General features: G+C 65.2%; 18 protein-coding genes and 1 pseudogene. 9 read left to right on the forward strand and 10 right to left on the reverse strand.

All coding sequences use genetic code 11. The features are described from left to right. Positions 1 to 144: 144 nt before the first annotated feature. On the forward strand, positions 145 to 492 hold the full coding sequence (locus tag OKW30_RS16405) for a winged helix-turn-helix domain-containing protein (RefSeq protein ID WP_429347113.1): 348 nt from the start codon (positions 145 to 147) through the stop codon (positions 490 to 492). Positions 493 to 984: 492 nt separating this feature from the next. Here the strand turns inward: OKW30_RS16405 and coaD are convergent, their stop codons facing one another. Further along, positions 985 to 1,494, reverse strand: a complete 510-nt coding sequence (gene coaD / locus OKW30_RS16410) for a pantetheine-phosphate adenylyltransferase (RefSeq protein ID WP_062125937.1) — start codon at positions 1,492 to 1,494, stop codon at positions 985 to 987. 100 nt (positions 1,495 to 1,594) lie between these two features. Further along, on the reverse strand, positions 1,595 to 2,209 hold the full coding sequence (gene rsmD, locus OKW30_RS16415) for a 16S rRNA (guanine(966)-N(2))-methyltransferase RsmD (protein WP_429347114.1): 615 nt from the start codon (positions 2,207 to 2,209) through the stop codon (positions 1,595 to 1,597). A 250-nt stretch (positions 2,210 to 2,459) separates the two neighbouring features. Here rsmD and ftsY point away from each other — a divergent pair, with 250 nt between their 5' ends. Next, positions 2,460 to 3,608 (forward strand): signal recognition particle-docking protein FtsY, encoded by a 1,149-nt coding sequence (gene ftsY / locus OKW30_RS16420; protein WP_429347115.1) that lies wholly within the window; start codon positions 2,460 to 2,462, stop codon positions 3,606 to 3,608. Positions 3,609 to 3,720: 112 nt separating this feature from the next. On the opposite strand, the gene maiA is transcribed toward ftsY, so the two are convergent. Both maiA and OKW30_RS16430 read right to left on the reverse strand, forming a co-directional pair. Further along, positions 3,721 to 4,365, reverse strand: a complete 645-nt coding sequence (gene maiA / locus OKW30_RS16425; protein WP_184062501.1) for a maleylacetoacetate isomerase — start codon at positions 4,363 to 4,365, stop codon at positions 3,721 to 3,723. A 34-nt stretch (positions 4,366 to 4,399) separates the two neighbouring features. Continuing rightward, positions 4,400 to 5,098 carry a fumarylacetoacetate hydrolase family protein gene (locus OKW30_RS16430; RefSeq protein WP_090802924.1) on the reverse strand — a complete coding sequence of 233 codons (699 nt, stop codon included), beginning with the start codon at positions 5,096 to 5,098 and terminating at the stop codon, positions 4,400 to 4,402. Positions 5,099 to 5,320: 222 nt separating this feature from the next. Between OKW30_RS16430 and ybiB the strand changes: the two genes are divergently transcribed. Then, on the forward strand, positions 5,321 to 6,292 hold the full coding sequence (ybiB, locus tag OKW30_RS16435; protein WP_187628737.1) for a DNA-binding protein YbiB: 972 nt from the start codon (positions 5,321 to 5,323) through the stop codon (positions 6,290 to 6,292). 381 nt (positions 6,293 to 6,673) lie between these two features. Then, positions 6,674 to 7,708: pseudogene (locus OKW30_RS16440) on the forward strand (2-isopropylmalate synthase); the annotation flags it as partial. Between the two features lie 140 nt (positions 7,709 to 7,848). Here OKW30_RS16440 and OKW30_RS16445 read toward each other — a convergent pair. After that, on the reverse strand, positions 7,849 to 8,232 hold the full coding sequence (locus OKW30_RS16445; RefSeq protein ID WP_008921685.1) for a nuclear transport factor 2 family protein: 384 nt from the start codon (positions 8,230 to 8,232) through the stop codon (positions 7,849 to 7,851). A gap of 41 nt (positions 8,233 to 8,273) precedes the next feature. After that, positions 8,274 to 8,846, reverse strand: coding sequence for an acyloxyacyl hydrolase (locus OKW30_RS16450; protein ID WP_429347116.1), 573 nt, complete (start codon positions 8,844 to 8,846; stop codon positions 8,274 to 8,276). Between the two features lie 354 nt (positions 8,847 to 9,200). On the opposite strand from OKW30_RS16450, the gene rpoH reads away from it, so the two are divergent. From rpoH to cydX, 5 genes are all read left to right on the forward strand, one after another. Continuing rightward, entirely contained in the window at positions 9,201 to 10,136 is a 936-nt protein-coding gene (gene rpoH, locus OKW30_RS16455) for an RNA polymerase sigma factor RpoH (protein WP_090802918.1), read from the forward strand. A 416-nt stretch (positions 10,137 to 10,552) separates the two neighbouring features. Then, a complete protein-coding gene (gene cydP / locus OKW30_RS16460) occupies positions 10,553 to 10,813 on the forward strand; it encodes a cytochrome oxidase putative small subunit CydP (RefSeq protein WP_018419327.1) in 261 nt (86 codons plus the stop codon). Beyond that, positions 10,803 to 12,395, forward strand: coding sequence for a cytochrome ubiquinol oxidase subunit I (locus tag OKW30_RS16465; protein WP_429294447.1), 1,593 nt, complete (start codon positions 10,803 to 10,805; stop codon positions 12,393 to 12,395). The genes cydP and OKW30_RS16465 overlap by 11 nt, the downstream gene beginning before the upstream one ends. Positions 12,396 to 12,429: 34 nt before the next feature. Continuing rightward, positions 12,430 to 13,566, forward strand: a complete 1,137-nt coding sequence (gene cydB, locus OKW30_RS16470; RefSeq protein WP_187628740.1) for a cytochrome d ubiquinol oxidase subunit II — start codon at positions 12,430 to 12,432, stop codon at positions 13,564 to 13,566. Positions 13,567 to 13,602: 36 nt separating this feature from the next. Further along, the gene (gene cydX / locus OKW30_RS16475) at positions 13,603 to 13,719 is read left to right on the forward strand and encodes a cytochrome bd-I oxidase subunit CydX (RefSeq protein WP_429294446.1); all 117 of its coding nucleotides are present in this window, start codon (positions 13,603 to 13,605) and stop codon (positions 13,717 to 13,719) included. 114 nt (positions 13,720 to 13,833) lie between these two features. Here cydX and nagE read toward each other — a convergent pair whose 3' ends face one another. The 4 genes from nagE to nagA form a co-directional block, all read right to left on the reverse strand. Then, on the reverse strand, positions 13,834 to 15,648 hold the full coding sequence (nagE, locus tag OKW30_RS16480) for an N-acetylglucosamine-specific PTS transporter subunit IIBC (protein ID WP_429347117.1): 1,815 nt from the start codon (positions 15,646 to 15,648) through the stop codon (positions 13,834 to 13,836). 132 nt (positions 15,649 to 15,780) lie between these two features. Continuing rightward, positions 15,781 to 18,387, reverse strand: a complete 2,607-nt coding sequence (gene ptsP / locus OKW30_RS16485; protein WP_429347118.1) for a phosphoenolpyruvate--protein phosphotransferase — start codon at positions 18,385 to 18,387, stop codon at positions 15,781 to 15,783. 11 nt (positions 18,388 to 18,398) lie between these two features. Beyond that, positions 18,399 to 19,415: an SIS domain-containing protein gene (locus tag OKW30_RS16490; protein WP_090802910.1), complete on the reverse strand. Its 1,017-nt coding sequence runs from the start codon at positions 19,413 to 19,415 to the stop codon at positions 18,399 to 18,401. After that, positions 19,399 to 20,502, reverse strand: coding sequence for an N-acetylglucosamine-6-phosphate deacetylase (nagA, locus tag OKW30_RS16495; protein ID WP_187628743.1), 1,104 nt, complete (start codon positions 20,500 to 20,502; stop codon positions 19,399 to 19,401). Before nagA ends, OKW30_RS16490 begins: the two co-directional genes overlap by 17 nt. Between the last annotated feature and the right edge of the window lie 52 nt (positions 20,503 to 20,554).

Here is a 20,554-nt window from a genome sequence, read left to right on the forward strand (position 1 = left end):
GAACGCGATGGCCGTGCCCGCGACCGGGAGCAAACCCAAACGTAAGCTGGACATGGAGATAAAATAGGGAAGCCCGGTCGTCGCAGGGCATCAAGGTTCGCTTTCCGCGCTCGGGTGAGCGGCGTTTTCGTTGGAGCGATGGTCATGAGCCGCCCTGCTGATATCTATCTTCGATTTCTTCAATTGACCGAAGCACTGCGAGGTCTTCCCTCACTTCCCGCGCTCGATCCGCTCGAAGAAAAGATCCTGGAGTTCGTTGCTCGCATGAGGCAAAAAAACGAACGCCTGTCGGTTCGAGACATGATGGCCCAAAGTGCGCTGGGGTCGCCGGCTACCTTGCATGCCCGTATCACGTCAATGCGCGAAAAGGGCTGGCTCCTGCTCGACGACACCGAAGACGCTCGCCGCAAACAGGTCGAGCTGACGCCCGCGGCCCTCCGGCACTTCGACAAACTTGCGGAGGCGTTCACGAAAGCTGCGAAGGGAAGCTGACATTGTTCTGCTTCGGTTAAGCCGGCACTATCCGGTTAGGAAAAACTCCTCATTCCTCTTGCAATGCCCGTCTAGTTGCTCCGCTCCGGCAATTCCACGTATGCGGCACCTGTCATCCTGTTGAAATCCATCGTACCGTACTGGTGCGCTTCGTCAGTTCCTACTCGGCGAATTGGACAAAGGTATATCGATTGCCCACGCCCGTGACGTTTTCCGGATAGGGTCCCGTAGGAACCTGACAAGCCGGCGTGACTATTGATGATCGCCCCGTTTGCGATGAAGAGACAATTCTTGTTCTTCGCATCATCATTGACATCGCAGCTTGCGCGAACCATCGAATACACCGATGCCCGTGCATAACGACAGGATTGACGTTCGCCGCCAATACGGCTCGCCAACATTACTTAGAACAGCCGACCGATGCACCTGGCGCCGATCACCGAGGCCTGGCCGGTCTTGATCCGTCAAAACCAGCATTCGCGCGACTCAGGCTCAGGTCCCCTGAGCGCCGTCCTGCGGATCCAGCGAAGCGACCTTCTCCTTCAGCCATTTTTCGACGGACGGGAACACGAACTTGCTGACGTCGCCGCCCAATTGCGCGATCTCGCGCACGATCGTGCCCGAGATGAACTGATACTGATCGGACGGCGTCATGAACATCGTCTCGACGTCGGGCAGCAGATAACGGTTCATGCCCGCCATCTGGAACTCGTACTCGAAGTCCGACACCGCGCGCAGCCCCCTGACGATCACCCGCGCGTTGTTGGTCCGCACGAAGTCCTTCAGCAGTCCCTTGAAGCTCATCACCTGGACGTTCGGATAGTGGCCGAGCACCTCATGCGCAATCGCGAGGCGCTCCTGGAGAGTGAAAAACGGCTTCTTGGCACGGCTGTCGGCCACACCCACCACCAGCGTGTCGAAAATGCTCGACGCGCGCCGAACGAGGTCTTCGTGACCGCGCGTCAGCGGGTCGAACGTGCCCGGGTACACGGCGACTACCATGAGACTTCTCCTCTCTTCAGACAAAAGGGCACGTCCGGGCGACGCATTTCGCACCGGCGCGGATGACGATAAACCGCCCGGCCCTTTTTTGGAACGCGCATTATTCCTTATTTTCGCGCTGCAGCAAATGAAAGTGCACAGCGCCCGCTTTGCCCTGCCGAACGAGTTCCCAGCCTGACAGCGGCTCGTGAGCGGCCGGTTCGAGCGCTTCGCCGGCTTCGACATAAAGATAGCCGCCGGCGCGCACGAGCGGCACGGCCACCGCGAGCGCCTTGCCGAGCAGGTCGGCATCGAACGGCGGATCGAGGAACACGACGTCGAACGAGCCTGGCGCGAGACTCGCCGCAAGACGCAGGCCGTCCGCCTCGGCGATTTCGATCATGCGTGCATCGAGCCGCTGCTGGTTTGCGCGCAACTGGCCGGCAGCGCGCGCATGGCGCTCCACCATCAGCACGCGAGCGGCGCCGCGCGACGCGGCCTCGAAGCCGAGCACCCCACTACCAGCGAACAGATCGAGGCAGTGCTGGCCGTCCAGACGCTGGCCGAGCCAGTTGAACAGCGTTTCGCGGACGCGGTCGGGCGTCGGGCGCAAGCCGTCCAGATCGAGCACGGGCAGCGGCGTGCGTTTCCAGTCGCCGCCGATGATGCGAATGGCATGCGGTTTGCCACTTTTGGACGAAGCGCCAGCGGCGCGTGAAGGTGCTAAACGAGGCATCCAGTATCGTGCAGTTTCAGCTAGGTGATGAACACGCCCGCGGCGTCGATGCGCGCGGGCCGGAGCGCTCACGTTACCACAGGGTTGGCGCGCGTCCAGCCTGGCCGAGCGGCCGATACGACGCGCCGCGGCACGCCTGATAAAATGTGCGGCTGCCAGCGCCCCGCCTTTTCGCATCCCGGCGCTGCCCACCGCTTCGCCGGTCCCGTGCCGGCTGCGCGCATCGGCGCGCTCTCCCATACGTCAGATCATGTTCAGCTTTTTCAAACGATTCAAGGGCTCGAAAGAGTCCGATACCGCCGCAGACGAATCGCTGGCGGCGCAAGACGGCGCGGCACCCGAGGCCGAGGCCGAGGCCGTTGCGACCGCCGAACCGATCGAGCCTACCGCGCCTCCCGTTCCTGTGGCCACGACGATCATCGAGCCGCAGCCCGAGCCGCCAGACGCCATGCTCGACACCGTCGAAATCGTCCCGCCGCCCGTGCAGGATGCCGGCGAGAAGCGCTCGTGGCTTACGCGTCTGAAGAGCGGCCTCGCGAAAACCAGTTCGAACCTGACCGGCATTTTCGTCGGCACGAAGATCGACGAGGACCTGTACGAGGAACTCGAAACCGCGCTGCTGATGTCTGACGCCGGCGTCGAGGCGACCGAATTCCTGCTCGAAGCGCTGCGCGAAAAAGTGCGCGGCGAACGCCTGACGGCCCCCCTGCAGGTCAAAACCGCCTTGCGCACACTGCTCGTCGAGTTGCTCAAGCCGCTCGAAAAATCGCTGATGCTCGGCCGCGCGCAGCCGCTCGTGATGATGATCGCCGGCGTCAACGGCGCGGGCAAAACCACGAGCATCGGCAAGCTCGCGAAGCATCTGCAGAGCTTTGACCAATCGGTGCTGCTCGCCGCCGGCGACACGTTCCGCGCCGCCGCGCGCGAGCAACTCGCCGTGTGGGGCCAGCGCAACAACGTGACCGTGGTCGCGCAGGAAAGCGGCGACCCGGCCGCGGTGATCTTCGACGCGGTCGGCGCCGCGCGCGCGCGCAAGATCGACGTGATGATGGCCGACACGGCCGGCCGCCTGCCCACGCAACTTCATCTGATGGAAGAACTGCGCAAGGTGAAGCGCGTGATTGGCAAGGCGCAGGACGGCGCGCCGCACGAAGTGCTGCTCGTGATCGACGCGAACACCGGCCAGAACGCGCTCACACAGGTCAAGGCGTTCGACGACGCGCTCGGGCTCACCGGCCTGATCGTCACCAAGCTCGACGGCACCGCGAAGGGCGGCATCCTCGCGGCGATCGCGCGGCAGCGGCCGATTCCGGTGTATTTCATCGGCGTCGGCGAAAAGGTCGAGGATCTGCAGCCGTTCAGCGCGGAGGAGTTCTCGGACGCGCTACTGGGCGGCTGATCGCGTGATCGTTGCGGCGCTCGGCGCTCGCGGCGAACCAAAGGAAAAGGGCACTCAGCGGAGCGCCCTTTTTTCGTTTCAAGCTACCGTCGACGTGTCAGCGATCCCGGGCTCACTCCGCGTCCGGCTGCACGCCCGGCGCCGCGCGCGCGAACGCGTCGAGTTGCATCGCGTGATCGTAGATGCGCTGGATCGTCGGAAACTTTGCGGTGTCGACCTTGAAGCGCTGCGCGTTGAATACCTGCGGAATCAGGCACGCGTCGGCGAGTGTCGGTGCGTCGCCGAAACACAGTTTGCCGGTGCGCGCGTCGCCGGCAAGATGCGTCTCCAGCGTCGCGAAGCCCGCGTCGATCCAGTGCCGGTACCACGCGTCCTTCGCGTCGTCGTCGACTCGCAGCGTGTGCTTCAGATAGCGCAGCACGCGCAGATTGTTCAGGGGATGAATCTCGCACGCGACCTGCAGCGCCACCGAGCGCACATACGCGCGATCGAGCGGTGCCTTCGGTAGCAGCGGCGGCTCGGGATGCGTCTCCTCGAGATACTCGATGATCGCGAGCGACTGCGGCAGCAAATGACTGCCGTCGGCGAGCGTCGGCACGATGCAGTCGGGGTTGATCTTGCGATACGCGGGCTTCAGCTGCTCGCCGCCTTCGCGCACGAGGTGCACGGGTACGTAGTCGTACGACAGGTTCTTCACGTTCAGCGCGATGCGCACGCGATACGACGCCGAGCTACGGAAATAGCTGTAGAGCTTCATGTTGTCTGCCTCCTCCACCTGCACGCAAGCCGTCTCAGACGACGCGCACGCTGAACTCGCCGAGCCCGTCCACGCCGCCCTTCATCAGGTCACCCTTCACGACCGCGCCGACGCCTTCCGGCGTGCCGGTGAAAATCAGGTCGCCAGGCCGCAGTTCGAACAGCGTCGACAGATACGCGATCGTCTCGGCCACCGACCAGATCAGCTGCGACACATCCGCGCGCTGCTTGTCCTCGCCATTCACCGACAGCCAGATCTCGCCTTTGCCGATGTGACCAACCGTCGAAGCCGGATGGATCGGGCCGAGCGGCGCCGAGTGATCGAAGCCCTTGGCGGTATCCCACGGACGACCCATTTTCTTCGCTTCGCCTTGCAGGTCGCGGCGCGTCATGTCGAGACCGAGCGCGTAGCCGTAGACGTGGTCGAGCGCGCGGTCGACGGGGATGTCTTTGCCGCCCTCGCCGATCGCCGCGACCATTTCCATTTCGAAATGGACGTTCCTGGTCTGCGACGGATACGGAAATTCGCCGGTCGTGCCCGGCGCGACGTACACGATCGCATCGGCCGGCTTCGTGAAGAAGAACGGCGGCTCGCGGTCCGGGTCGTGGCCCATTTCACGCGCGTGCGCCTCGTAGTTGCGCCCCACGCAGTAGATGCGGCGCACCGCGAACTGCTCGCCCGACCCCACGACCGGCACCGCGACCTGCGGTGCGGGTGCAAATACGTAACTCATCCCGTTCTCCGTTTTCCGATGTGTGCCGCCGAGGCGGCGAGAAACATCGAGTGTAACGCGCGGCACGGCGCGGGGGCGTGTCAGGCGGCCCGTCGCGCGCCACTGCGTGCCCGCTTCGTTGCTGTTCGCCCGCTCGCCATAGATGCGATACTCACACCGAACTGTTCCCCGAATGGCGTAGCGAACCGCCAGGCGCGGCACGCCACCCGCCTCTTGCGCACGATGACCGACTCCACCGATACCACTTCTCCCTTCCCCTGGGCCCGATTCATCAAGGAAATCGGCCGCGGCCCGAATGGCGCCCGCGCGCTGACCGCCGACGACACGCGCTCGCTCTACACCGCGATGCTCGACGGCCGCGTCGACGATCTCGAACTCGGCGCGGTGCTGCTCGCGTATCGCGTGAAAGGCGAAACCGCCGACGAACTCGCCGCGATGCTGGCAGCCGCGCATACGTCGTTCGAGCCGGTGCGGCTGCCGCACGGCGCGTTTCGGCCGGTGTCGATTCCGTCGTACAACGGCGCGCGCAAGCAGCCGAACCTCGTGCCGCTGCTCGCGCTGCTGCTCGCCCGCGAAGGCGTGCCGGTGCTGGTACACGGCGTCACCGAGGATCTGGGTCGGGTGACGAGCGCGGAAATCTTCACACATCTGCGCATCGCCCATGCGCAGTCGCACACGCAGATCGAAGCTGGACTTGCGGAGCGCCGCGTCGCGTTCGCCTCGATCGACGTACTGGCGCCCAAGCTCGCGCGCCTGCTCGCGCTGCGCCGGCGCATGGGCGTGCGCAATTCGACGCATACGCTCGTGAAGCTGCTGCAGCCGTTCGCGCCCGCGGGATTGCGGCTCGTGAACTACACGCATCCGCCGTATCGCGACAGTCTCACTCAGCTGTTCGTCACGCATCCCGATGCGGCCGTCGGCGGTGCGCTGCTCGCGCGCGGCACCGAAGGCGAGGCGGTCGCCGATACGCGCCGCCAGGTGCAGGTGGACTGGCTGCATGACGGCATCTGCGAGACGCGGCTGCCGCACGAGCGCTCGTCGCCCGATGCGCCCGAAGTGGAGCTGCCCGAAGCGCGCGACGCGGCGACCACGGCCGCCTGGATCGACGCCGTGCTGCGCGGCGAAGCGCCGGTGCCTGGCGCGCTCGAGCGGCAGGTCGAGCTGATCGTCGATATCGCGAAGACGGCGGCCTGACGGCCGCGGGTTGACCGGCCAACGCACGCCGTCATACATTTGGCCTCATGCGTTCCCTTCCGAACACCCTCCGAATTATCTCCGGCCGCCTGGCGCGGCCCCTATCGCTACGCCTGGCGTAAGTCTCGCGTAGCGCCGCGCGCTGGCAGCTCCGGTTGTCGTCGGCGGTCCTCCCCGTAGTTCCCGCAGTTTCGCTTCACCCCCGTCGTAGTTCTCCACAACCTGTCGTCGTTTGCATTCGTCCGTTTACTGCGCGGACGATGTGAGAGGATCACATGTACGTTGCATGGGCAGCATCCGCAGCGTGCATGCGTGAACAGTCGGCCAACCGCTCGACGTCCCCACCCTCCGCCGACGACACCACGAATGAGGCACCTCACCATGTTGCGCAATCCCGCTGAAAAGTACCGCCCTTTTCCCGCCGTCCGGCTGACCGGCCGCAAATGGCCGAGTCGCACGGTCGACGCCGCACCCGTCTGGATGAGCACGGACCTGCGCGACGGCAATCAGGCGCTGATCGAACCGATGAACGCCGCGCAGAAGTTCGAATACTTCGAGATGCTGGTCGCGATCGGTTTCAAGGAAATCGAAGTGGGCTTTCCGTCGGCGTCGCAGACCGATTTCGACTTCGTGCGCAAGCTGATCGACGAGCGGCGCATTCCCGACGACGTCACGATCGAAGTCTTCGTGCCGTCGCGCGCGGAGCTGATCGCACGCACGTTCGACGCGCTCGAAGGCGCGCCGCGCGCGATCGTGCATCTGTACAACGCGATCTGCCCGTCGTTCCGGCGCATCGTGTTCCAGCAGTCGAAAGATGAGATCAAGGCGCTCGCCGTCGAAGGCACGGGCCTCATCAAGGAACACGCGCAGGCGCGGCCGGGCACGCGCTGGACCTTCCAGTACTCGCCCGAGACCTTCAACACGACCGAGCTGCCGTTCGCGCGCGAGGTGTGCGACGCGCTCGCGCAAACGTGGCGGCCTACGCGCGATCACAAGATGATCGTCAACCTGCCGGCAAGCGTCGAAGCGGCCACGCCGAACGTGTTCGCCGACCAGATCGAATGGATGCATCGCAACCTCGGTTACCGCGACAGCATCGTGCTGTCGGTGCATCCGCACAACGATCGCGGCACCGCCGTGGCCGCGGCGCAGCTCGCGCTGCTGGCGGGCGCGGATCGCATCGAAGGCTGTCTGTTCGGCAATGGCGAGCGCACCGGCAACGTCGATCTCGTCACAGTCGCGATGAATCTCGACGCGATGGGTATCGACAGCGGTCTCGATTTCTCGGATCTCGCGACGATCAGGCGCGTGGCGGAACGCTGCACGCGGCTTCTGGTGGCGGCGCGGCATCCGTATGCGGGACAGGTAGCGATGCGCGGCACGCGCGAGGCGGATGCCGATGTAGACGAGCACGGCGCAAACAGCCGCGACAAAGCTGGCGAATGCGCGACCGCGTGAATTCGCGTTGGGCCTCGAGCCTGCTGCAGCGGAATGCACACCCGCATTCCGCCGCCGCTGAAGACGCGCTCACGAGGCGCGCCCGCCCGATGAGAATCTCACTCGAGCGCGCAACGGGTCGCCTGCCACGCGATCAGTCGCCACTGCCCGTCTTCGTGCGTGTGAATCGCGGTATAGGCAATCGGAAACAGGAGCGCGCCATTGTTCGCCTCCATCTCGATCAGCGCGCGGCCCGTGACGACGTAGGTCTCGCGCCCGGCCGGCAAGACATCCTGCGACTGCACCTCGATTTGCCGATAACGACGGCGCCCCGCGGTGATCCCGTCGATGAACTGCCGCTTCGTCTCGCGCTTGCCATTCGTATGGACGTAGCTCACGTTGTCCGCGAGCAGCGTGTCGAGCGACTGCCCATCGCCATCGACCATCGCGCGAAAACGCTCTCGCTCGAGCCCGCGAATCGCTTCGATCATCTTTGCCGCCATTGCAGAGCCCCTCGAACACCGCGAGCCGCAGGCGGCCACGGTCAGAAGTGATATTGCAAATATAGCTGGCTGAAATTTATACCAGGATTCGGCTCTTTGATACCGCCATTGGAGACATGCTGGAAGCGGTAGCCGGCGACATACTGCTCACGAGCGCCGAACTGCAGCCCGACGCCCGCCATCTCGGCGAACTGGAACGAGGTGCCCAACGTGAAGTCGGAAGAAATGCGCGGGCTAGTCAGCAGCCGGACGCCGGCACCCACCTCGATGAATGGCCGCACCGAACCCGACGACCTGATCAAGCGGATCACCGGCGTCACGCCGATCTCGCCGATGTTGTCGTGAACGTTTCCTTCATTGGTGTGCCACCACGCGACATGCGCCTCGCCGAGCAGCGCGAAATGCCAGTCGCCGATCTGCCACCAGGTCAGGTTTGGATCCCAGACCACGCCGAGATCGAGCGTCCTGACGTGATGGTCGCCGACGCCGGCGGCCACCTGCACGCCGAACTGCTCAGCTTGGGACGCGCCCGCCGCACCCAACAGCAGAACGAGCAGAACGGCAAACGTGCTTTTTAGAATAAGCCCACGCACCACAAGATTCTGCCTGTTCATCCGCCCCCCATACTGCCGAGTATTAAGCGAGCGCCCCCTTTATTCCAAGCACGAATTCAGGAGCAAATATTTCCCAGATAATGCCCATGACCAGCAATTATTCTCTTTTAAACGGGGCGATGTCAGTCAAACATGAGCCTGCAACCGCTCCGGGCGGTACTTTGTACAGGTCCAACGCGCAAGGCAAATAGAGCGTATGATGGCTATCATAAGTCAAAACTCAATAGGATTTTCTGGAACTCGGATGCCCCTGCGACCTCTAAGTATTAGCACTCGGCAGATCTGAGTGCTAACATCCGTCGCTGGAGTCGTTTACTGAGTCCGCTATTGTCTGATTCCAAAGGAGCTTCACACGTGAGCCATGCAATGACCCTTCCGAGTACTTTGAGCCCGTCGTCGGCTAAGGCCGCTCCGGCAGGTGCACTGGCGCTCTCGCATTCTTCGCTGCTGTCCGGTCACCTGGGCAACATCGACGCCTACATCCAGGCGGTCAACCGGATTCCGATGCTGACGCCGGCGGAGGAACGCCAGTTCGCCACCGAGTTGCGCGAACACGACAATCTGGAGGCTGCGCGCCGCCTGGTGCTGTCGCACCTGCGACTCGTCGTGTCCATCGCGCGTAACTACCTCGGTTACGGGTTGCCGCACGCCGATCTGATCCAGGAAGGCAACATCGGCCTGATGAAAGCGGTCAAGCGCTTCGATCCCGAGCAAAACGTGCGCCTCGTGTCATACGCGATGCACTGGATCAAGGCCGAGATCCACGAGTACATCCTGCGCAACTGGCGCATGGTGAAGGTCGCCACCACCAAGGCGCAGCGTAAGCTGTTCTTCAACCTGCGCAGCCACAAGCAGGGGCTTGGCGCGTTCACGCCGGACGAGATCGACGGTCTCGCAAAGGAGCTGAACGTGAAGCGCGAAGAGGTCGCGGAGATGGAGACGCGTCTGTCGGGCGGCGATATCGCGCTCGAAGGTCAGGTCGAAGACGGCGAGGAGTCGTACGCGCCAATCGCCTATCTGGCCGACTCGCATAGTGAGCCGACTGCCGTGCTGGCTTCGCGTCAGCGCGACCGGCTGCAAAGCGACGGCATCGCAAGCGCGCTCGACGCGCTCGATCCGCGCAGCCGCCGCATCATCGAAGCGCGCTGGCTGAAGGTGGCCGACGATGGCTCGGGCGGCTCGACGTTGCACGAGCTGGCCGACGAGTTCGGTGTCTCGGCCGAACGTATCCGCCAGATCGAAGCCAGCGCGATGAAGAAGATGCGCGGCGCGCTGACCGAATACGCGTAAAGCGTCGAAGCCATGCGCGCGTCAATTGTGTCCCGCCCATGACATAGGTTAAAACGACACGCGTTAATCGGTCGCGCCATTTAGCGACCATCGCGCTCAAGCCCCGCCCTCGCAAGACGGCGGGGCTTTTTCATTCTTTTCGCCCTTTCTTGCGTCCCCGCGGCCGCGCTTCGCGTCGGCCTATCCGCAAGCCGGCCTGTCGAGGCCGGTAAGCGTTTCTTGACGTATCGCAAGTCCGGTAGCAATACTGCACAGACGCGGCAAGTTTCGCGACGTGTTGCCGCCTGGCTAAACCTGAGCGCGCGAGGTTCACCTCCTACAATCGGCATGCATTCGCCAGACTGCCAGACTGCCTGACGGCCAGGGCGGTTTGGATCCAGCCGGACTCACCGGCGTGAAGTCGTCTTCGACCGATCATGACCATAGCCCTGAATCGCAGCAGCACTGTCCGGTCGCGCTTGCGCGGCCGGTTCACCAGGTGGGTGCGCGGTCCAACGCTGGCGCGCGATATCGCCATCATCCTCGCCATCAAGTTCGTGCTACTGATGGCGCTCAAGTACACATTCTTCAATCATCCACAGGCGCAGCACATGATGCTGCCGCCTGAGCAGGTCGCGCAGGCGCTGCTGTCGGTGCCCGCCCCGCATCCGTCTCGAGGTGATCAACATGCCCGTTAGCGAAGTCGTAGAACTGTCGCGGTTCCAGTTCGCCATCACGGCGCTTTATCACTTTCTGTTCGTGCCGCTCACGCTCGGTCTCGCCTGGTTGCTCGTCATCATGGAATCGGTCTATGTGATGACCGGCAAGCAGATCTACAAGGACATGACGCAGTTCTGGGGCAAGCTGTTCGGCATCAACTTTGCAATGGGCGTCGCGACCGGCCTCACGCTCGAGTTTCAGTTCGGCACCAACTGGGCTTATTACTCGCATTACGTCGGCGACATTTTCGGCGTGCCGCTCGCCGTCGAAGGGCTGATGGCGTTCTTCCTCGAATCGACGTTCGTCGGTCTGTTCTTTTTCGGCTGGAACAGATTGTCAAAAATCCAGCATCTGATCGTCACGTTCTGTGTCGCGCTCGGTTCGAACCTGTCGGCGCTGTGGATTCTGATTGCCAACGGCTGGATGAACAATCCGGTCGGCGCGAAGTTCAACTATCAGACGATGCGCATGGAGCTCGACAGCATCGGCTCGGTGATCTTCAACCCGGTTGCACAGGTCAAGTTCGTGCACACGGTATCAGCTGGATACGTGACCGCGGCGATGTTCGTACTCGGCGTGTCGTCGTGGTATCTGTTGAAGCGCCGCGACACCGAGTTCGCGCTGCGCTCGTTCGCGATCGCCGCCGGCTTCGGCCTCGCGTCGGCGCTGTGCGTGATCGTGCTGGGCGACGAATCCGGCTATCGCACCGGTGAAGTCCAGCAGATCAAGCTCGCCGCGATCGAATCCGAATGGGAGACCGCGCCCGCGCCGGCACCGTTCACGATATTTGGCATCCCCAATCAGAAAGAGCAACGCACCGACTATGCGATCCGTGTGCCGTACGCGCTCGGCATTATCGCGACCCGCTCGCTCGACGAACCCGTGGTCGGCCTGCGCGACCTGATCGCCCGAAACGAAGGTCGCATCAAGGACGGCATGCTCGCCTATTCGGCGTTGCAGCGGTTAAAGGGCGGCGACTCCAGCGACGAGGCGCATGCGGAGTTTGACAAGTACAAGGACGATCTCGGCTACGCCCTGCTGCTCAAGCGGTTCACGCCGAACGTCATCGACGCGACGCCAGACCAGATCGCCGCGGCGGCAAGAAGCACGGTTCCGCCGGTGTTGCCAGTGTTCTTCTCGTTCCGCATGATGGTCGGCCTTGGCCTGCTGTTCCTCGCGACCTTCGTGCTCGCCTTCTGGTTCTGCGCGCAGCGCACGTTGCTGCTCGAAAGGCGCCGCTGGTTTCTGCGCTGGGCGGTCATCGCGATTCCGCTGCCGTGGCTCGCCGCCGAGCTCGGCTGGATCGTCGCGGAAATGGGCCGCCAGCCGTGGAGCATCGCGGGCATTCTGCCGACCAACCTGGCCGCGTCGACGCTGACGCCGCGCGATCTGTATCTGAGCATCGGCGGCTTCGTGCTGTTCTACACGGGGCTGTTCGTCATCGAGATCATGCTGATGTTCAAGTACGCGCGGCTCGGCCCTTCGTCGCTGCATACGGGCCGCTATCACCACGAGATCGGACAGCCGGTGACGCAGCCACTGTCGAACACGGCCGCATGACGCACCGCTGCACCGCCCCGGAGGAGAAACCCATATGGACTACGCAGTTCTCAGACTGATCTGGTGGGTGTTGATAGGTGTACTGCTGATCGTCTTCGCGCTCACCGACGGCTTCGACATGGGCGCGGCGATCCTGCTGCCGTTCATCGCCAACACTGACTCCGAGCGACGCATCGTCGTGAACACGGTCGGCGCGACGTGGGAAGGCAACCAGGTCTGGCTCGTGACCGCGGCCGCCGCGATGTTCGCCGCGTGGCCGCTCGCCTACGCGGCATCCTTCTCGGGATTCTACTTCGCGATGCTGCTCGTGCTGTTCGCGCTGTTCTTCCGTCCGGTCGGCTTCGACTATCGCGGCAAGCGCGAGGATCCGCGCTGGCGCAACGCGTGGGACTGGGGCCTCTTTATCGGCGGCTTCGTGCCGGCGCTGGTGTTCGGTGTCGCGTTCGGCAATCTGCTGCAAGGCGTGCCGTTTTCGTTCGATACCGATCTGCGCGTCACCTATCACGGCAGCTTCTTCGGCCTGCTCAATCCGTTTGCGCTGCTGACGGGACTCGTCAGCGTGTCGATGCTGGCCGCGCACGGCGCCGCGTTCGTCAAGTGGAAGACCGATGGGGTGGTTCACGAGCGCGCGTCGAAGGCGCTGCGGCTCGCGGCGCTGTGCACGGTGGTGCTGTTTCTCGTCGCGGGCGCGCTCGTCGCGACGATGATCGGCGGCTATCAGATCGTCGACGCGCCGCCGCTCGACGCCGTCTCCAATCCGTTGATGAAGACCGTGATCGGCGCGCCGGGTTTGTGGCTGAACAACTACGCGCTCTACCCGTGGATGGCGATTGCGCCGCTCGCGGGTCTCCTCGGCGGGGTGCTCGCGGTGCTGCTCGCGCGTTCGCGCTTCGAGGCGACGGCGTTTCTGTCGACGTCGTTGATGATCGTCGGCTTGATCTTGACCGCGGGCTTCTCGATGTTCCCGTTCATCATGCCATCGTCACTCGACGGCCGCAGCAGCCTGACCATGTGGGATTCCACGTCGAGCCGCATGACGCTCGAGATCATGCTGTTCGTCGTCATCGTGTTCCTGCCGATCATCCTGCTCTATACGGGCTGGGTGTATCGCGTGATGCGCGGCAAGGTGACCGCCGCGGCGATCAAGGAAAACCACCATTCGATGTATTGACCGGCACGACGCTGCAACAGAAAACAGGAGTTGGCGATGTGGTATTTCAGCCGGATTCTCGGCGTTGGCGTCGCGCTGGCGTTCGGTGTCATCAATGTGATGTGGCTCGAATCGCGCGAGGCGGCGCGCTCGGCAAAGCGGGGGACTCGCTAGGCGCCACGCTCTGGTCGTCAACGCGAAAGCGGCACCTTGGGACCAGGTGCCGCTTTTTTATTGGCGTGCTGTGATCGCCGTGCAACTCAACAGCGCTCGACAGCCATCAACCGATCACGCCGGCACCGGCGCCGCGCCCGCGCTGTCGCCTTGCGACGACAGGCGCTCGGCCAGCTTCTGCGCATAGCGCTGCGCGGCCTCGCCGACGACGATATGGAACGTGTCGGTCGACACCCACGCGGTATCGAGCGTCGCGAGGCGCTGACGATCGACCGCCGACGGATCGCGCACGACTACCCGCAGACGCGTCGCCGCGACCGCATCGAGCGATACCACGTTGCCCGCGCCGCCGAGCACGGCGAGCCCGCGCAGCGGATCGGGATCGAGCGGACCGCCTTGCGCGTCATCGGCGTGCCCAGCGTTTCGCGCGACCGGCGCGGCAGCGGTAGCCGCTGCGGCAGCAGCCGGCGCCGATACAGCAGCACCCGCCACCTTCACCGCGTCGCCCTGACCCTGCGCGATCGCCGTACGCATCTCATCGGCGATGATGTCCGCCTCCGGTCCGATGATCACCTGCACGTTGTTCGTGCCGCGCTTGAGCACACCGCGCGCACCGATCGACTTCAGTTCGCTTTCGGAGACCTTGTCCGTATCGACGACAGACAGACGCAGACGCGTCGTGCACGCATCCACGACCGACAGATTCGCCGCGCCGCCGAGCGCCGCGATATAGCGCTGCGCACGCGGCACGGCCGCACCAGCCGCCGGCGCGACGAAACCGCCCGCCGCGAGCGACTCGACCAGCTCGTCGGCAGCGGCGGGCTCACGGCCCGGCGTCGCCATGTTGAACTTACGGATGAAGAAGCGGAACAGACCGTAGTACACGACCGAGTACACGATGCCGAGCGGAATCGCCCACCAGCCCTTCGTCGACAGACCGAAGTTCAGCACGTAGTCGATGAAGCCCGCCGAGAACGTGAAGCCGAGGTGAATCCCGAGCGCCGAGCAGATCGCGAGCGACAGACCTGTCAGCAGCGCGTGGATCGCATACAGCACCGGCGCGAGGAACATGAAGCTGAACTCGATCGGCTCGGTCACACCGGTCAGAAACGACGTGAGCGCCATCGAGAACAGCAGGCCGAACACCATCGCGCGACGCTCTTTCGGCGCCTCGTGATACATCGCGAGACATGCGGCCGGCAGGCCGAACATCATCACCGGGAAGAAGCCGGTCATGAAGGTGCCCGCGGTCGGATCGCCAGCGAAGAAGCGGTGCAGGTCGCCCGTGACGGGCGCACCGCCCACCGGCGTGAAGGAGCCGAACACGAACCACGTCAGCGAGTTGAGGATGTGATGCAGGCCCGTGACGAGCAGCAGCCGGTTCAGCACGCCGAACACGAAGGCGCCGAGCGCGCCGGCGGTCGTGAGCCAGTGGCCGGCCACGTCGATCGCGTTCTGCACCGGCTCCCACACATGCCCGAATACGATGCCTAGCACCACGCAGACCACCCCTGTCACGATCGGCACGAAGCGTTTGCCGCCGAAGAACGCCAGGTAGTCGGGCAGCTTGATGTCCTTGTAGCGGTTGTACAGCAGCCCCGCGACGATGCCCGCGATGATCCCCGACAGCACGCCCATGTTGAGCTTGTCGTTGATGTCCTTCATCACCGCGATCTGCACCAGATAGCCGATCGCGCCAGCCAGACCCGCGACGCCGTTGTTGTCTTTCGCGAAGCCGACCGCCACGCCGATCGCGAACAGGAGCGGCAGGTTGTCGAAGATCGCACCGCCCGCATCGGCGATCATCTTGATGTTGAACACGTCGGGCTGGCCGAGCCGCAGCAACAGGCCGGCCACCGGTAGCACCGCGATCGGCAGCATCAGCGCGCGTCCCAGGCGCTGAATCTTCAGAAACGGATTTCCATCCATCGGTATCTCCAATTTTGTCTCGTAGGGGTAGGTCGTGGTTGAGTGGTGCAGCTATACGGAGACTCGCGCCGCGCGTGAAGGCAGACGTGCTGCCGGGCGCACGGCGTGCGGGTTCTCAAATTCGTTAGTGTTTCAATCGAGGGGCCACGTGGCGCGGCTTGCGGCTCTGACCGCCTGCGCCGAGTCGAGCGCTAGCGCATCGCGGGCGCGCTGGCGACACAGCTGATAGTCGAGCGTGCGCACGCGTGCCTTGATGCCTGGCACGGAGACCGGATCGACCGACAGCTCGGTCACACCGAGGCCCACCAGCAGCGGCATCGCGAGCGGGTCGCCGGCGAGCGCGCCGCACACGCCGACCCATTTGCCGTGCTTCGCGGCACCTTCGACGGTCGCCGCGATCAGGCGCAGCACCGCCGGATGCAGGCCGTCCGCCTGCGCCGCCAGATCGGGCTGGCAGCGGTCCATCGCGAGCGTGTATTGGGTCAGGTCGTTGGTGCCGATCGACAGGAAATCGGCGTGCTGCGCGAGCTGATCGGCGAGCAATGCAGCCGACGGCACTTCGATCATCACGCCAACTTCGACCGGCTCCGTTCTACCCGCTTCGCGTGCAAGCTCGTCGATACGCTTGCGGATGCGGATCAGTTCGCCCGCATCGGTGACCATCGGCAGCAGGATGCGCACGGCGCCGACCGGACGCACCGCGAGCAGGCCACGCAGCTGGTCGTCGAGCAGATCGGGGCGCACCTGCGCGAGGCGCACGCCGCGCAGGCCGAGTGCGGGGTTCGGCTCGGGCGGCAGCGTCAGATAATCGACTTCCTTGTCCGCGCCGACGTCGAGCGTGCGGATGATCGCGGCGCGGCCGCGCAACGCATCGACGATCGCCTGATAGCTGTGGCGATGCTCGTCCGCGCTCGGCGCGGCCGGGCGGTGGATGAACAGCAGCTCGGTGCGCAGCAGGCCGACCGCGTCCGCGCCGTTGTCGACCGCGGCGTTCGCGTCGTCGAGTGTGGCGATGTTGGCGGCCACTTCGATCGCGCGGCCGTCGGAGGTCGCCGCTGCCTGCTGCGACGTGCGGCGATTCGATTCGCGCACGTCGGCGAGGCGGCTGCGTTCGCGTCGCGCGCGTTCGACGTCGAGTTCGGTCGGCGCAAATTCGAGCCGGCCGGTGCTCGCGTTCACCACCACCTGAGTGCCCTCGGGTATCGCATGCAACGCGTCGCCGAGCGCGACCAGCGCCGGAATGCCCGCCTGACGCGCGAGAATCGCCGCGTGCGAGGTCGCGCCGCCGCGTGCCATCACGAGCGCGGTCACGCGCGTGCGATCGAGCGACGACAGATCCGACGGCGTGAATTCGTCGGCCGCGAGCACCGCCTCGTCCGGCAGCGTGCGAGCCGCGCTGCCCGTGTAGCCGAGCGCGCGCTGCACGCGCTTTTCGATGTCGCGCAGATCGGCGGCCCGCTCGGCGAGCAGTGCGTCCTCCACATTACTCAGGATGCCTACTTGCGCGCGGATGGCTTCGCGCCATGCAAAACCGGCGCTCTTGCCGAGGCTGATCAGATCGCGCGCGGCGTCGAGCAGTGTCGGATCTTCGAGCAGCACGCGATGCACCGCGAAAATCCCCGCCTCGCCGACCGAGCCGCGTTGCGACGCATCGCGCACGATCGTGTCGAGATCGGCGTCGACGGTCGCGATCGCCTTGTCGAGCAGACGGCTTTCCGCCGCCGACGTGCCGCTCGCCTGCTCCGGCGGCTCGAGATCCGCGTCGTCCCAGCGCACCAGCTTGCCGAGCGCGATGCCCGGCGCCGCGCACACGCCCGCGAGCGTGTTCGGCGGGAGCGGCTCGCCCGCGGCGGGCGCCGCAACGACTGCCGCCGGTGCGGCCGCTGGCCGCGCCGCTTTCTGTTCGCGCTTCGGTTCGACCTCGCCGTGCGCTTCGCGAGTCAGTTCGTCAGCGATTGCATCGACCGCCGCCTGCGCGTGCGGACCGACGCCGAGCAGCTCGACGCTTGCGCCTTCGCCGGCACCGAGTCCAAGCAGACCCACCACGCTTTCGATCGACGCCTTGCGCCCGTCGTAGCGCACCTCGACCCGTGCGTCGAAGCCGCGCGCCGCTTCGCGCGCCCGCGCCGCGGGCCGCGCATGCAGGCCGCCCGCGTGCGTCAGCGTGATCTGCCGGCGCGCTTCGTCCGTCACGTGCGCGGCGCTCGCCTCGCGCACCGCGTCGTGGCTGACGCCCTCGCGCGCGCGCAGCACCAGCAGCGTCGTTTCGCCGGCCTTGACATGCCCGTTCGGCGCCCGCTCGATGACCTCGAACGCATCCGAATTCGCAATCGCGATCACCGAGACGAGGCTCGGCGCATTCAGCGCGATCTGGTCCAGATCGAACTCGATCAGCACGTCACCGGCGCGCACCTGCGCGCCCTGCTCGACCATCGGCGCAAAACCCTTGCCGTTCAGTCCCACGGTGTCGATACCGATATGCAGCAGAATCTGCGCGCCCTCGGCGCTCTCGAGCGTTACCGCGTGGCCGGTGCGCGCGAGATGCGTGACGACGCCGTCGCATGGCGCGACGAGCCGACCCTCGAGCGGATCGACGCCGATGCCGTCGCCGAACATGCCGCCCGAAAACACCGGGTCCGGCACCTTCGCGAGCGGCACGACCGGGCCGGTCAGCGGTGCAAGCAAAACAATGTGATTCTCGGAATGGCTCATCAGGTTGGACTTCTCGACACGTCGCATCGTCATTCTCGTCAGTGAGTTTCGGTGACTTTGTTGAGATGGCGAGGCGCGTCGGGATTGCGCCCGCGCGCGGCGGCAAGATCCGCGGCCATCACGTAAAAGGACAGGATGGCGGCGATCGGATCGAGCGCCGCGTGTGCGGTGGCGACGAGCGGCAGCGAGGCTTGCGCGACGTCATCGGGCGCCGCGAGCAGCACGCGCGCGCCGCGCGCGCTCATGTCGTGCGCGAGTTGCAGCAGACCCGCCTGCTCCGGGCCACGCGGCGCGAACACGAGCAGCGGATAGTCGCGGTCGATCAGCTCCATCGGACCATGACGCACTTCCGCGCTCGAAAACGCTTCGGCCTGGATGCCGGAAGTTTCCTTCAGCTTCAGCGCGGCTTCCTGCGCGATCGCGAGGCCAAGACCGCGGCCAATCACGATCATCCGTTCGATACCGCGCAACTCGTTCACGGCCATCGACCAGTCGAGCCGGCCCGCGCGTTCCAGCGCGTCGGGCAGCGTGTTCAGTCCATCGAGCAACTCGGCGTCGTTCTGCCAATGCGCAACCAGCTGCGCGGAGATCGACAGCATGGCGATATAGCTCTTGGTCGCCGCGACGCTCAGCTCGGGACCGGCTACGAGCGGCAGATGCCATTCGCACGCGTCGGCGAGCGGCGAGCTCGGTGCGTTCACGGCGGCGACCGTCAATGCGCCGGCCGCGCGCAACGCGTTCATCGTGCCGACGAGGTCGGGGCTCTTGCCCGATTGCGAAAACGCGAGCGCAAGCTGGTCGCGCACCTGCAGCGGCGCCTGCTGCAGCGTCGCGACCGACATCGGCAGCGACGCGACCGGCACGCCGAGGCGGCTCATCGTCAGGGATGCAAAGTAGCTGGCGGCATGGTCCGAGCTGCCGCGCGCGACGGTCAGCGCGACATGGCGCGGCTGCTGCGCGAGCTTCGCGGCGAGCGCCGCGACGCGCGAGGTGTCCTTGAGCTGCTCGGCTACTGTTGCGGCGGACGCGAGCGCTTCCTTAAGCATATTCGACAATGGCTTCTCCTTCGACGTAGGTCGCGCTCAGCGCCAGCTCGCGGTCGAATACGACCACGTCGGCCCACGCACCGCGCGCGATGCGGCCGCGGTCCTCGATGCCGAGATAGTCGGCGGCGTAGCGTGACAAACGGTGGGATACATCGGCGATCGGCAGGCCGATCGAGACGAGATTGCGCAGCGCCTGATCCATCGTCAGCGTGCTGCCCGCGAGCGTGCCGTCGGCCAGACGTACGCCGCCGAGGCACTTGGTTACGTGCTGGCTGCCGAGGCGATATTCGCCGTCGGGCATGCCCGTGGCCGACGTGCTGTCCGTCACCACATACAGGCGCGGAATCGCGCGCAGCGCGGTGCGGATCGCCCCCGGATGCACGTGCAGCAGGTCGGGAATGATTTCGGCGTATTCGGCGTGCGCAAGCGCAGCGCCGACGAGGCCGGGGTTGCGGTGATGCAGCGGCGACATCGCGTTGAACAGATGCGTGAAGCCGCACGCGCCGTGCTTGAGCGCGGCGACCGCGTCGTCGTAGGTGCCGAGCGAATGGCCGAGCTGCACGCGTACGCCGCGCGCCGCCATCTCGGAGATGATCTCCATGTGGCCGGCGATCTCGGGCGCCAGCGTGACGACGCGGATCGGCGCGATCGACAGATACCTGAGCACCTCGTCCAACACCGCCGATACCGCCGCGTCGGGCTGCGCGCCGAGCTTGCCGGGGTTGATGTACGGTCCTTCCAGATGCACGCCGAGCACGCGCGCGCAACCCGGCGTGCGCACCCGCGTGACGTTGCCGAGCCCGGCGACGACGTTCATCAGCTCGTCGCGCGGCGCGGTCATGGTCGTTGCGAGCAGGCTCGTGGTGCCGTAGCGCGCATGCGTGCGGGTGATCGTTTCGATCGCGTCGCCAGCTTCCATCACGTCGGCGCCGCCGCCGCCATGCACGTGCAGATCGATGAAGCCGGGCAGGATGTACGGTGCGTCGTTCGTCGACGGATCGACGCGCTCGCCGGACAGCGTCGTGATGCGGCCGTTTTCGTATTCGAGCGTGCCGTGGATCCACCCTTCGGTGGTGAGTATGTTTCCGGTCAGCATGAGTCTCTCTGGTGCGTGATACGTATGCGGCAAATGGCGTCCGCCGGACTTG

This window comes from Paraburkholderia sp. Clong3 (assembly GCF_050436485.1).
In the GTDB taxonomy this organism is placed as follows: Bacteria; Pseudomonadota; Gammaproteobacteria; order Burkholderiales; family Burkholderiaceae; genus Paraburkholderia; species Paraburkholderia tuberum.